This window comes from Paraburkholderia sp. UCT70, assembly GCF_050434085.1.
In the GTDB taxonomy this organism is placed as follows: Bacteria; Pseudomonadota; Gammaproteobacteria; order Burkholderiales; family Burkholderiaceae; genus Paraburkholderia; species Paraburkholderia tuberum.
On record NZ_JBNPVZ010000004.1, the window covers coordinates 2,255,138 to 2,268,592 of the forward strand.

Annotated in this window: 10 protein-coding genes; 7 read left to right on the forward strand and 3 right to left on the reverse strand. The window is 66.4% G+C overall.

Annotated features, from left to right (window positions below; genetic code table 11):
- Nucleotides 1-94 precede the first annotated feature (94 nt).
- Nucleotides 95-1,852 (reverse strand): cation:proton antiporter, encoded by a 1,758-nt coding sequence (locus tag OKW41_RS35980; protein ID WP_429575521.1) that lies wholly within the window; start codon nt 1,850-1,852, stop codon nt 95-97.
- A gap of 209 nt (nt 1,853-2,061) precedes the next feature.
- Between OKW41_RS35980 and OKW41_RS35985 the strand changes: the two genes are divergently transcribed.
- The 7 genes from OKW41_RS35985 to guaD all read left to right on the forward strand — a co-directional run bounded on the left by OKW41_RS35985 (nt 2,062) and on the right by guaD (nt 12,074).
- Nucleotides 2,062-3,441, forward strand: a complete 1,380-nt coding sequence (locus OKW41_RS35985; RefSeq protein ID WP_429575522.1) for an amidase — start codon at nt 2,062-2,064, stop codon at nt 3,439-3,441.
- A gap of 90 nt (nt 3,442-3,531) precedes the next feature.
- A complete protein-coding gene (locus OKW41_RS35990; RefSeq protein ID WP_429451194.1) occupies nt 3,532-4,044 on the forward strand; it encodes a disulfide bond formation protein B in 513 nt (170 codons plus the stop codon).
- Nucleotides 4,045-4,429: 385 nt separating this feature from the next.
- Complete coding sequence (gene xdhA / locus OKW41_RS35995) at nt 4,430-5,968, forward strand: xanthine dehydrogenase small subunit (protein WP_429575523.1); 1,539 nt, start codon at nt 4,430-4,432, stop codon at nt 5,966-5,968.
- On the forward strand, nt 5,968-8,457 hold the full coding sequence (xdhB, locus tag OKW41_RS36000; RefSeq protein ID WP_429575524.1) for a xanthine dehydrogenase molybdopterin binding subunit: 2,490 nt from the start codon (nt 5,968-5,970) through the stop codon (nt 8,455-8,457). Before xdhA ends, xdhB begins: the two co-directional genes overlap by 1 nt.
- Nucleotides 8,438-9,454: a xanthine dehydrogenase accessory protein XdhC gene (gene xdhC, locus OKW41_RS36005; protein ID WP_429451200.1), complete on the forward strand. Its 1,017-nt coding sequence runs from the start codon at nt 8,438-8,440 to the stop codon at nt 9,452-9,454. The genes xdhB and xdhC overlap by 20 nt, the downstream gene beginning before the upstream one ends.
- A 47-nt stretch (nt 9,455-9,501) precedes the next feature.
- Complete coding sequence (locus tag OKW41_RS36010; RefSeq protein WP_429575525.1) at nt 9,502-10,551, forward strand: adenosine deaminase; 1,050 nt, start codon at nt 9,502-9,504, stop codon at nt 10,549-10,551.
- A gap of 158 nt (nt 10,552-10,709) precedes the next feature.
- Nucleotides 10,710-12,074: a guanine deaminase gene (guaD, locus tag OKW41_RS36015; protein WP_429451204.1), complete on the forward strand. Its 1,365-nt coding sequence runs from the start codon at nt 10,710-10,712 to the stop codon at nt 12,072-12,074.
- Between the two features lie 78 nt (nt 12,075-12,152).
- On the opposite strand, the gene OKW41_RS36020 is transcribed toward guaD, so the two are convergent.
- Together OKW41_RS36020 and OKW41_RS36025 are read right to left on the reverse strand one after the other, a co-directional pair.
- The gene (locus OKW41_RS36020) at nt 12,153-12,527 is read right to left on the reverse strand and encodes a hypothetical protein (protein ID WP_429575526.1); all 375 of its coding nucleotides are present in this window, start codon (nt 12,525-12,527) and stop codon (nt 12,153-12,155) included.
- An 11-nt stretch (nt 12,528-12,538) separates the two neighbouring features.
- Nucleotides 12,539-13,351: a hypothetical protein gene (locus OKW41_RS36025; RefSeq protein WP_429575527.1), complete on the reverse strand. Its 813-nt coding sequence runs from the start codon at nt 13,349-13,351 to the stop codon at nt 12,539-12,541.
- Nucleotides 13,352-13,455 lie beyond the last annotated feature (104 nt).

Sequence of the window (13,455 nt, forward strand, 5' to 3'; positions counted from 1 at the left end):
GAATATGCCCTGATTATCCGTCAGTGCTGCAGGCCCCGCAAACCCGCACACAATTGCTCACATTGTTGCGAAGCGTTACACCGACCCCGATGAGTCAAGGATCCGGCCGCTCTTCGAAGGTTTCCCGCAACGCGATCTGCATCGACGCATGAATCTTCACGCACCAGCGCCACACGAGCGCGAGCAGCAGCGCGGCGCACACGAGCACCGCGACGAGCAGGCCAGTCGGCGGCAGGATGCTGCCCGACAGCGCCGCCACCAGCAGAAACACGCCGATCATCGACACGATCGGCACGAGATCGGCGATCGCGTGACGCAGCGCGCTCGTGAAGCGTCCCGCGGTGGTCGGCTGCACGCTGACTTCGGCGAGCAGCAGCGCGAGCGACTTGGTCTTGCGATACACGGCCACGAGAAACGGCAGCGAAACGACGAGCGCGACGCTCCACTGCACGACGCGTTGCAGCGGCTCGTCGTCGAGCCAGTGCGCGAGCAGCCGGCCGCTATGCGGCGCGCTATACGACACGGCCAGGAAAATGGCCGCGACGAGCGCGAGATTCACCGCGATCTGCAATACGATCCGCCGCGTCATGCTGATGAGCGTCGGCTCGCCGCGCGCCGTGATCAAACTGCGCAGCCATTGCCCGTACATGCCGAACACGTTGGACAACGTGGCGGGCATCGCCTGCCCGATGCGGCGCGTGAGCGGATCGGCGACGCGGATCAGATATGGCGTCGTCAGCGTCGTCAATGCCGACACGGCGACCGCGATCGGATACAGAAACCCGCTCGTCACCTTCAACGTCAGACCGAGCGTCGCGATGATGAACGAGAACTCGCCGATCTGCGACACGGTCATGCCGACGCGCATCGAGGTGCGCGCGTCCTGCCCCGACAGAAACGTGCCGAGCCCGCACGACACGATCTTGCCGACGATCACCGCGAGCGTGATCACGGCGATCGGCCATCCGTAGTCGAGCATCACGGCCGGGTTCAGCATCAGTCCGATCGTCACGAAGAAGATCGCGGAAAACGCGTCGCGCAGCGGCGCGATCAGATGCTCGATCCGATGCAGATGACGCGACTCGGCCATGATCGCGCCAATCAGGAACGCGCCGAGCGCGATGCTGTAATCGAGCTTGACGACCAGCAGACAGAAGCCGAAGCAGAAGCCGAGCACGGACACGAGCATCATCTCGTCGCTGCCCGTGCGCGCGACGTAGTTCAGCGCGCGCGGCACGAGCAGCACGCCGACCAGCAGCGACACCGTCATGAACAGCAGCAGCTTGCCGAGCGTGACGGCCGCGAGCCCGGCCGACAGTTGCCCGGTCTGCGCGATGCCGGTCAGCAGCACGAGCATCGCGATACCGAGAATGTCCTCGACGATCAGAATGCCGAACACGAGCTGCGCGAAGCTTTCGCGTTTGAGTCCGAGATCGGACAGCGCCTTCACGATGATCGTCGTCGACGAGATCGCGAGGATCGCGCCGAGGAACAGCGAGTCCATCGGAGTCCAGCCGAACGCGCTGCCGATCTCGTAGCCGATCCACAGCATCAGCACGATTTCGGACAGCGCGGCGACGATCGCCGTCGCGCCGACCTTGAACAGCTTGCGCAGGCTGAATTCGAGGCCCAGCGAAAACAGCAGGAACACGACACCCAGCTCGCCGAGCGTCTGGATCGTCTGTTCGTCGTGGATCAATTGGAACGGCGGCGTGTACGGTCCGATGATCACGCCGGCCGCGATATAGCCGAGCACCACCGGTTGCTTCAGGCGATGGAACAGCACGGTGACGACGCCGGCCAGCGCCATCACGACGGCCAGATCCTGGATGAAGCCGATGCCATGGTGCATGAGCGCCTTCCTTACAAACAGTAATCTCGGAAAGCGCAGTGTAGCAAACGAACCAGCCATCTTTTTGGCGAATTCGCGCGCCGCGCCGCCAGTAGCAGGCCGCTCGGCCGCAAAACCTTGCTCTACAATGCGGACGGACCTTTCCCTTTGGCTCCGCACTGCCTCGCTCATGCGCCCGCGCTGCGCTCAACCGGATTTCTACCGACATCATGGCCACTGAATTCGCCCCCTTCCCGCCGCTTGCCCAGCTTGCCGCCGATCTCGCCGCCGGCCGCACGACGAGCCGCGCGCTCGTCGAAACCGCGCTGGACCGGATCGCCGATCCGGCTGGCCAGGGCGCCGCCGTCTTCATGCACGTCGACACCGACGCCGCGCGCGCCGCCGCCGAGGCGCACGACCGCCTGCGTGCGGCCGGCACCGTGCTGTCGCCGCTCGCCGGGATTCCGCTATCGGTCAAGGACCTGTTCGACATCGAAGGCCAGCCGACCCGCGCGGGCTCCGTCGTGCTCGCCGACGCGCCCGCCGCGAAGGCCGACGCGGTCGCGGTCGCGCGTCTGAAGCGGGCCGGCGCCGTGATCGTCGGGCGGACCAACATGAGCGAGTTCGCGTTTTCCGGACTCGGCCTGAATCCGCACTACGGCCATCCGCTGTCGCCGTACCGGCGCGGCGTGAAGGGCGACGAGCGGATTTCGGGCGGCTCGTCGTCGGGCGCGGCCGCGTCGGTCGCCGACGGCATGGCCGCGGTCGCGCTCGGCACCGACACCGGCGGCTCGATCCGCATCCCGGCCGCCTTGTGCGGGCTGACCGGCTTCAAGCCGACCGCCGCGCGCATCCCAAAGCAGGGCGGCGTGCCGCTGTCGTCGACGCTCGATTCGTTCGGGCCGATCGGCGTGTCGGTCGCATGCTGCGCGCTGGTCGACCGGATGCTCGCCGGGCTCGAGCCGCGCATCCCGGCCGCGCGGCCGCTCGAAGGCGTGCGCCTCGGCGTGCTGACCAATTTCGTGACCGACGGCGTCGAGCCCGAAGTCGCGCGCGCGATCGATACCGCGCTCAAGCATCTGGAGGCGGCCGGCGCGATCGTCAGCGAGGTGCGCTTCGCGCCGCTCGACCGGCTGCCGGAGATCAACCGCTTCGGCTTTTCGTCGATCGAGGCGTATGCGTGGCATCGTCCGCTGCTCGACAAGCATCGCGAGCAGTACGATCCGCGCGTGCTCGTGCGCATCATGAAGGGGCAGCCGGCCAGCGCGGTCGATTATCTGGACCTCGTCGCCGAGCGCGACGCGATGCTCGACGAAGCCGCGCGCACGCTGTGGCAGCGTTTCGACGCGGTCGTCGCGCCGACCGTGCCGGTCGTGCCGCCGCGCCTCGCCGACCTGCTCAACGACGACGACGCGTTCGGCCGCACCAATGCGCTGATCCTGCGCAATCCGAGCGCGTTCAACTTCCTAGATAGCTGCGCGCTGTCGCTGCCGTGCCATCTGCGCGGCGACGCGCCGGTCGGCCTGATGCTGGCGGGCGCACCGCACGCCGACGACGCGCTGCTCGCGATCGGCCGCGCGGCCGAGGCAGTGCTGAAAGCGATCCGGTAAAGAGCGCCGGGGTTTCCCGCCCGGCGCGGCCGGGGTTCGCGCTAGAATCGCGGGCACCCGCCCTTTCGTCTTCAGACCAATCGATGATCCATGACTAACGACTCCGCAATGCTGCGCCGCGAGCGCACCCTGCTGGTTCTGCTCGGCCTGATCTGCCTCGCCCTCGTGGGCGGTGCGTTGTATCTGCAGTTCGGCCTGCGCGAAGACCCGTGCCCGCTGTGCATCATCCAGCGCTATTTCTTCCTGCTGATCGCGATCTTCGCGTTCCTCGGCGCGTGGTTCAGGCACTGGCGCGGCGTGCGCCTGCTCGAAGTGATGGCGGCGCTGTCGGCGCTCGCCGGCATCGCGACCGCGGCACGCCATGTGTACATCCAGGCGAATCCTGGCTTCAGCTGCGGCTTCGACGCACTGCAGCCGGTGGTCGACAGCCTGCCCCCCGCGCACTGGCTGCCGAGCGTGTTCAAGGTCGCGGGCCTGTGCGAAACCGCATATCCGCCGATTCTCGGGCTGACGCTGCCGATGTGGTCGGGCGTCGCGTTTATCGTCGCGTTCGTCGCGCTGGTGCTGAGCCTGGTGCGCAATCGCCATCGTCGGGTGTCCTGACGGCGGGCAAGCCTGGTCGAGCGAGCTTCGATCGCCGCCTGAAGCGCCGCACTCGCCGCCAGGGTGCTTACCGATTCGCATCGCCAATGACGCCGGACTTCGTGTTGCCCATGCTGGGCACCGAAGTCCGGCGTTTTTTCTGCGCGACGTTCCGCGATCGCGCGCCGTTCCTCTCGGTCCCCGCTCCGCGCAGGCAACTTCTCGCCTCGGCGCGAATCGTACGGGGATCATGACCGCCGCCGCATGAGCTTCATGCGACACGGGAAATATTTTCGGGCCGGGGTAGTGCTATCTTCGGGTATGGATGGCGATCTACGTGCGCGAGGCCGGCTTTTGCGACCCCATGCGTAACGCGCGCCCGGTCCGCACTGTCTTCCGATTCGCCATGACAACGCAAACCATCCGCTTCTACCACCAGGGGGCCGTCCGCGAGGTCGCGGGCGTTCCGGCGACGCGCACCGTGCTGCAGCACCTGCGCGAGGACTTACGCTGCACCGGCACCAAGGAAGGCTGCGCGGAAGGCGACTGCGGCGCATGCACGGTCGTGATCGGCGAACTCGATGCGCGCGGCGACCTCACGTTGAAGGCGGTCAACGCGTGCATCCAGTTCCTGCCGACACTCGACGGCCGCGCCCTCTTCACTGTCGAAGACCTGCGCGCCGCGAACGGCGCGCTGCATCCGGTGCAGCAGGCGTTGGTCGACTGTCACGGTTCGCAATGCGGCTTCTGCACACCTGGCTTCGTCATGTCTATGTGGGCGCTCTACGAGAACCAGCCCGTCAGCGCCGGCCTGCCGACCCGCCATGAAATCGACGCCGCGCTGTCCGGCAATCTGTGCCGCTGCACGGGCTACCGGCCGATCATCGACGCCGCGCAGAAGATGTTCGACTACGCGCAGCATCCACGCGTCGCGCTCGATCGCGAGGCAATCGCGGCCACGCTGCGCACGCTGCAACGCGAAGACACGTTCGAATACAGCGCGCCCGGCACCCGCGGCGCCGCCTTCGGCTCGCCCACCTTCCACGCCCCGCTCACGCTCGACGCGTTCGCGAGCCTGCGCGCGCAGTATCCGGACGCGCGCATCGTCGCGGGCAGCACCGACGTCGGCTTGTGGGTCACCAAGCAGTTCCGCGATCTCGGCGACCTGCTGTACACCGGCAACGTCGCGGAACTGAAGACGATCGCGCGCGACGCGCAAACGCAGACCATCGGTGCGGCGGTCACGCTCGAGGACGCATACGCGGCGCTCACCGCCGACTACCCCGAACTCGCCGAACTATGGACGCGCTTCGCATCGCTGCCGATCCGCAATGCGGGCACGCTCGGCGGCAACGTCGCGAACGGCTCGCCGATCGGCGATTCGATGCCGGCACTGCTCGCGCTCGGCGCCGCCGTCGAGTTGCGCCGCGATCGCACGACCCGCACCGTGCCGCTCGACGCGTTCTACCTCGGCTATCAGAAGACCGCGCTCGCGGAAGGCGAATTCGTCAGCGCGCTGCGCGTGCCTCGGCCGGCCGGCGCGCTGCGGTTTCGCACCTACAAGGTGGCGAAGCGTTACGACCAGGACATCTCGGCGGTGTGCGCGGCGTTTGCGCTGCACGTCGCGGAAGATGGCACGATCCGCGCGGCGCGGGTCGCGTTCGGCGGCATGGCGGCGACGCCGAAGCGGGCCGCGCATGCCGAAGCCGCGCTCAACGGCGCGGCGTGGAACGAACCGACGGCCCGTCGCGCGATGGACGCGCTCGCCGCCGACTATCAGCCGCTCACCGACATGCGCGCGTCGAGCGCGTATCGGCTGAAGATCGCGCGCAATCTGCTGTGGCGCTTCTACCTCGAAACGCGCGACGACGCGCCGCTCGCGCTCTGCGACGTGAACGCGTTCGCGTTCGAGGCGGACGCAGCCGTCGTGAAGGAGTCGCCGTGATGAACCGCACCGATGCCTTTATCGAACGCGCGGGCGCGCGTGCCGATCAACGCGAGGACGCGTCGATCGGCGTACCGCTGCCGCACGAATCCGCCGCGCTGCACGTGAGCGGCGAAGCGACCTACACGGACGACATCGCCGAGCTGCACGGCACGCTGCACGCGGCGCTCGGCCTGTCGCGCCATGCGCATGCGCGCATCGTGTCGATGGATCTCGACGCGGTGAGAAACGCGCCCGGCGTGATCGCGGTGCTGAGCGCCGACGATATCCCCGGCGAAAACAATTGCGGCCCGGTGCTGCACGACGATCCGATCCTCGCCGACGGCGAAGTGCTCTATCTGGGCCAGCCGGTCTTCGCGGTGATCGCCGAGAGCCACGAACTCGCACGTCGCGCCGCCGCGCTCGCGAAAAGCGACGACGTGATCCGCTACGAGCCGCTCAACGCGATCCTCACCGCCGCCGATGCGAAAGCCGCGAAACAGTTCGTGCTGCCGCCACTGCATCTGCGGCGCGGCGACCCCGACGCGAAGATCGCCGCCGCGCCGCATCGACTGGCTGGCACGTTCGAGGTCGGCGGCCAGGAGCAGTTCTATCTCGAAGGCCAGATCGCCTATGCGGTGCCGAAGGAAATGGACGGCATGCTCGTCTACAGCTCGACGCAGCATCCGAGCGAAATGCAGCAGGTCGTCGCGCACATGCTCGACTGGCCCGCGCATAACGTCGTCTGCGAATGCCGGCGCATGGGCGGCGGCTTCGGCGGCAAGGAATCGCAATCGGCGCTGTTCGCGTGCGTGGCCGCGCTTGCGGCGCAACGCCTGCGTCGCCCGGTCAAGCTGCGCGCCGATCGCGACGACGACTTTCTGATCACCGGCAAGCGCCACGATGCGGTCTACGAGTACGAAGCGGGCTTTGACGAGCAAGGCCGCCTGCTTGGCGTGCGCGTCGAAATCGCATTGCGCGCCGGCTATTCCGCGGATCTGTCCGGCGCGGTCGCGACGCGCGCGGTGTGCCACTTCGACAACGCGTACTACCTGTCCGACGTCGATATCGTCGCGCTGTGCTGCAAGACCAATACCCAGTCGAACACCGCGTTTCGCGGCTTCGGCGGACCGCAGGGCGCGCTCGTGATGGAGGTGCTGCTCGACGGCATCGCGCGCGAGCTGCGGCTCGATCCGCTCGACGTGCGGCTCGCGAATTACTACGGCGTCGGCGAACGCGATACGACGCCGTACGGACAACGCGTCGAAGACAACATCATCGCGCCGCTGACCGACGCGCTGCTAGATTCGAGTGACTACCGCGCGCGTCGCGCGGCACTCGCCGAATTCAATGCGAAGAGTCCCGTGCTCAAACGCGGCCTCGCGTTTTCGCCGGTCAAGTTCGGCATCTCGTTCAACGTGCCGTTCCTGAATCAGGCCGGCGCGCTCGTGCACGTGTACAAGGACGGCTCCGTGCTCGTCAATCACGGCGGCACCGAGATGGGCCAGGGGCTCAACACGAAAGTCGCGCAGGTGGTCGCGAACCAGTTCGGCTTGCCGTTAGCGCGCGTCCGGGTGACCGCGACCGATACCTCGAAGATCGCCAACACGTCGGCAACCGCGGCCTCGACCGGCAGCGACCTCAACGGCATGGCCGCCGAAGCCGCCGCGCAGACGATCCGCGCGCGGCTCGCGGAACTCGCGGCACGCCAGCTCGGCGGCGACGCGAACGACGTGCAATTCGCGCGCGGCAGCGTGTCGGTGAACGGCGGCGCGCTGCCGTTCGAACAGCTCGTCAACGCCGCGTATCTCGCGCGCGTGCAGTTGTGGTCGGACGGCTTCTACGCGACGCCGAAAGTGCATTGGGATGCGAAGTCGCTGACCGGTCATCCGTTCTATTACTTCGCGTATGGTGCGGCGGTGTCGGAGGTCGTCGTCGATACGCTGACCGGCGAGTGGAAGCTCCTGCGCGCGGACTTGCTGCACGACGCGGGCCAGTCGATCAATCCGGCGATCGATCTCGGCCAGATCGAAGGCGGCTTCATTCAGGGCATGGGCTGGCTCACCACTGAAGAGCTATGGTGGAGCCGCGACGGCCGCCTGATGACGCACGCGCCGTCGACGTACAAGATTCCCGCGGTCAGCGACACGCCCGCCGCGTTCCACGTTCGGCTCTACGACAACAGTAACGCCGAGCCGACCGTGTTCCGCTCGAAGGCGGTCGGCGAGCCGCCGTTGCTGCTGCCGTTTTCGGTGTTTCTCGCGATTCGCGACGCGATCGCGGCCGCAGTGCCGGGCGCGCGACATGCTCCGCCGTTGCGCGCGCCGGCGACGCCCGAGGCGATACTCGATGCGCTGGACACGTTGAGTGCGATGAACGCGTCGCAGACCGCAGATCGGACCGAAGCCGCCGCGCACCCCGATAGCACCGACACAAACACGCAACCCGCCGCGGAAACGCCCCACGCGGCCCCCCACGGAGAATCGCCGGATGCAAGCCTGGCTCACTGACCTGCAACATCTGCTCGCGCATGGCGACGCCGCCGTGCTGGTGACGGTCGCGCGCGTCGAAGGTTCGGCGCCGCGCGAAGCCGGCACGAAGATGATCGTCACGCGCGAGGCGGCCAAGCATACGATTGGCGGCGGCCACCTCGAATGGAAGGCGATCGATACCGCGCGCCAGGTGCTGCGCGACGGCATGCGCGCGCCGCACATGCGGCGGCTCGAACGCTTCGCGCTGGGGCCGAGCCTCGGCCAGTGCTGCGGCGGCGCCGTGATCCTCGCGTTCGAGCGGCTAGACGTCGGCGATCTCGGCTGGCTCACGTCGCTCGCCAAGCGCCTCGCGGCGGGGCAATCGACGGTGCGTAGCGTATCATTCGGCCCCGCGCCGGATGCGGTGATGCTGTCCGAGCCCGAGCCCGGCATCGACGGCGCCGACTGTCTGCTGTGGGACGGCGCCGGTTTCGACGACAGCAGCGCGCTCCTGACCGAAACCATCGCACCGGGCGAATTCGCCGTCGTGCTGTTCGGCGCCGGTCACGTCGGCGCGGCGCTCGTGCGCGTGCTGGCGACACTGCCTTGCACGGTGCGCTGGGTCGACGAGCGCGACGCGCAGTTTCCGTCGCTCGATGCGCTGCACGCGGCGAACGTGACGATCGACGCGAACGACGCACCCGACGAGGCGATCGATCAGGCCGCGCCGAACACGTACTTCGTCGTGATGACGCACAACCACGCGCGCGATCTCGAACTGGCCGAACGCATCCTGCGGCGCGGCGACTTCGCGTTCTTCGGCATGATCGGCTCGCATACCAAGCGCAAGCAGTTCGAGCATCGGCTCGCGGCTCGCGGCATCGATCCGGCGCGGATCACGCGGATGAAGTGTCCGCTCGGTGTCGACGGCATCGTCGACAAGTCGCCCGAGGTCATCGCGATCTCGGCGGCCGCGCAGGTGTTGCAGGCCGTCGAGGCGAACGCGGGTGCGCGCCACCCGACGCAGGCGGTTTGATACGCGGCCTGCGCCGCTCGTTACCCACCACACAATTCCAAACCACGATGAATCCGACAACCGCTACCCCTGTTTCCCCCGTTACGCTCGCCGACAAAACCGCGCGCGCACCGAAGGCCGAGCTGCATATCCACATCGAAGGCTCGCTCGAACCCGAGCTGATTTTCGCGCTCGCGCAACGCAACGGCGTGAAGCTCGCCTACGACTCGGTGGAAGCCTTGCGTGCCGCCTATGCGTTCACCGACCTGCAATCGTTCCTCGACATCTACTACGCGGGCGCGAGCGTGCTGCTGCACGAGCAGGACTTCTACGACATGACGACGGCCTACGTCGAGCACTGTCTCGCCGACAACGTCGTGCATAGCGAAATCTTTTTCGACCCGCAGACGCATACCGAGCGCGGCGTGCGGATCGCGACCGTCGTGGCCGGCATCGAACGCGCGCTCGCCGACGCGGAGAAGCGCGGCATGTCGAGCAAGCTGATCCTGTGTTTCCTGCGCCATCTGTCCGAGGACGATGCGCTCGCCACCTTCGACGAAGCGCTGCCGCTGTTCGAGCAGTACGAGCATCGGCTGATCGGCGTGGGGCTCGATTCGTCGGAACGCGGCCATCCGCCGTCGAAGTTCGAGCGCGTGTTCGCGAAGGCGCGCGCGCTCGGTCTGAAGCTCGTCGCGCATGCGGGCGAGGAAGGCCCGCCGTCCTACATCTACGAGGCGCTCGACGTGCTGAAGGTCGACCGCGTCGATCACGGCGTGCGCAGCATCGAGGACCCGGCGCTCGTTACGCGTCTCGCCGATACGCGCGTCGCGCTGACCGTGTGCCCGCTGTCGAACCTGAAGCTGTGCGTGTTCGACGACCTGACCAGGCACACGCTGAAGGACCTGCTCGATCGCGGCGTCGCGGTGACCGTCAATTCCGACGATCCGGCCTATTTCGGCGGCTACGTGAACGCGAACTATCTGGCGACGATCGACGCGCTGAAGCTTGACGACGCCGAGGTCTACACGATCATCCGCAACGGCTTCGAGGCCTCGTTCGTGACGCCCGAGGAACGCGCCATGCTGATCGGTAAGCTCGACGCGCATTGGCGGCACTGAGCCGCGCGCCGACGGATTTCAACCGACGGGCCTCGACCGACGTCGGCGGCCGGCGGCTTCGCTTCGTTCGGGCAAACGGCAACGACCCGAACCGGGAAGCGGCTGCCGCTGCGGCTGCCTGCGCCGCCCAGCTTTCAACATTCGGAGACAGCTTTTCCATGACTGAATCTGCTCATACCGCGCAAGCGGCGCAAGCGGCATTCCGCGCCCCTCTGCTGACCTTCAACGGCGATCCGGCGCACGCGCCGAACGCCGTGGTGTTCCACGAGGACGGTCTCCTGATCGTGGAAGACGGCCGCGTCGTCGCGGCGGACGCGTATGCGGCGCTCGCGTCGCGGCTCGCGCCCGGTACGCAGGTCGTGGAGCGGCGCGACAAGCTGATCGTGCCGGGCTTCATCGATACCCACATCCACTATCCGCAGACCGACATGATCGCGTCGCCGGCGCCGGGTCTGCTGCCGTGGCTCGACACGTACACGTTCCCAACCGAGCGCCGCTTCGCCGATATCGCGCACGCCCGCGACACGGCGAGCTTTTTCCTCGACGAACTGCTCGCCTGCGGCACGACGACCGCACTCGTGTACTGCACGGTGCACAAGGAATCCGCCGACGCCCTCTTCGCCGAGAGCGAAGCGCGCAATCTGCGCATGGTCGCGGGCAAGGTGCTGATGGACCGCCACTGCCCCGCGTTCCTGCGCGACACCGCGCAATCGGGCTACGACGACAGCGCCGAGCTGATCGGCCGCTGGCACGATCGCGGCCGCCAGATGTACGCGCTGACGCCGCGCTTCGCGCCGACCTCGACCGAAGCGCAGCTCGAAGCATGCGGCGCGCTCGTGCGGCTGCATCCGGACGTGTTCATTCAAAGCCACGTGGCCGAGAACACCGATGAGGTGAAATGGGTCGCCGAGCTGTTCCCCGGCCACCGCAGCTATCTCGACATCTACGATCACTATGGGCTCTTGCGCCGTCGCGCGGTGTACGGCCATTGCATCTACCTCGACGACGAGGACCGCAAGCGCATGGCGCAAACCGGCGCGCTCGCGTCGCACTGCCCGACCTCGAACCTGTTCCTCGGCAGCGGCCTGTTCGACTTCGACAAGGCCGACTCGGCCGGCATGCCGATCGCGCTCGCGACCGATGTCGGCGGCGGCACGTCGTTCTCGATGCTGCAGACGATGAACGAAGCGCACAAGGTTGCGCGCCTCGGCGGCCATCATCTGACGGCGACGCGCATGTTCTATCTCGCGACCGCCGGCGCGGCCGAAGCGCTCGATCTCGGCGACAAGATCGGCACCCTGAGGGACGGCTCGGAAGCGGACTTCGTCGTGCTCGATCCGCAGGCGACGCCGCTGCTCGCGCGCCGCACCGCGCGGCGCGAATCGCTCGAGGAGCTGCTGTTCGCGTTCGCCCTGCTCGGCGACGATCGCGCCGTGTATGAAACGTATGCGGCCGGCAAGTGCGTGCATCGCCGCGACGACGCGCGCCAGCGCGTGCCGGGGCGCGCGAAGATCGCGGCTTGACACCAGCTTCGGTTGAGACGCCCCAATTGCAGAAGAAACGCTAGTGCGCGTCCTGGTCCGCGAGTGCTCACAAATTGGCTATTCAGTGTCAATTTCGAGCGCCTCAAATTCGACGGCAATCTCAGCGCCAACCGTTGAGAAAACGTATGCGATATGGTCGGCACGGCGCTTTCCAAAATGCGCGGATTTCTTGAGTACCTCGATTGCCGCGGCGTATGCCTTATCACCGGGTTTCAACACCTCGATCGAATTGACGATGTTCAACAATCCACCATCAATGATGCTCGCGCGCGTCACTCCAAGAAAGGTAACGGTTGCGCGCCGGCTCTCATCGTATAACCCAAGTGTTAGTACGTTTGGTGTATTGGCGCCACCTTCCTTGCCGGTCGCAATCGCATCCAGGTACCAGTCATGAAAACCGCCGAACTGTTCCAGTGCATCTGTGATGGTCATGGTGGCTTGTCCTATGGAAGTATGGAGACCGGCCAGCTGTGATCGCGGCCCTGGTCGTCCCAGTTGTGGGCGTGCGGATTTGGCTGACCATGATGGTTGTCGAAGTCAATATCAATGGTCGGCGTCCCTTGTGAACCGTACATCCGCCATTGCTTCTTTTTCCCCGGCGCGTTCTCAACCCACGTGTTGGGCATACCCTCAAACGGGATTCCAGCCAGTTCCGTCGAGTCCCGCGACAAGTCGTTAGCATGGTATGCGAACGGCTGGGCATCGCCGAGCAGTGTTGAGGCGCCCGCATCGTGGGCCAGATCGCCGTCGCTGCTGCTGGCTGCCGTGGCCGCGTGTGGAGCAATCAGCCCGGTTTGCCGGGTGGCTGGATCAGCCCGGCCGGATAGCATGAGTTCCCCGCTCGGGAGACCGACGGCCCTCGCCGCGAGATTGCTCAACGGTGTGCTGTGGGGGGATGGAAACAGGTCAGCCCGAGGGCCTTTAATGGCAAGACGAGCACCTCTGCGCAGATCGTCGAGAAGCGCATTAATGATCCACCAGCCATCGGTGTTGGGGTTCCAGTTTCGCACACCATCAAACGCCAGCAACTGACGATCAATGAGACGCCTGACCAGCGTTAGGTCCTCCTCCCACTTTCTCTGATTCAATCTGGCAATACTGAGAAATTCCTGGGTCTCCGCCTTGGCCTTCTGAAGGTCTGCGGCCCTTACGAGGCACGCCTTGTAGTGCCGCTCATCGCAGATGACATAACAGGCACCGAGGGGCCTTTGACAGCGCAGCTCCACGGAGTGCATTTCAAATACGGACAAGGACATAGGCGTGTCGACGATCTATTTGAAGTTGCTGCCCGGATTGGCAGCATCCAGATAGATACCGTGCTCGGGGTTGTCCGTATATGGGCGACAGCCCAAAACCTCAA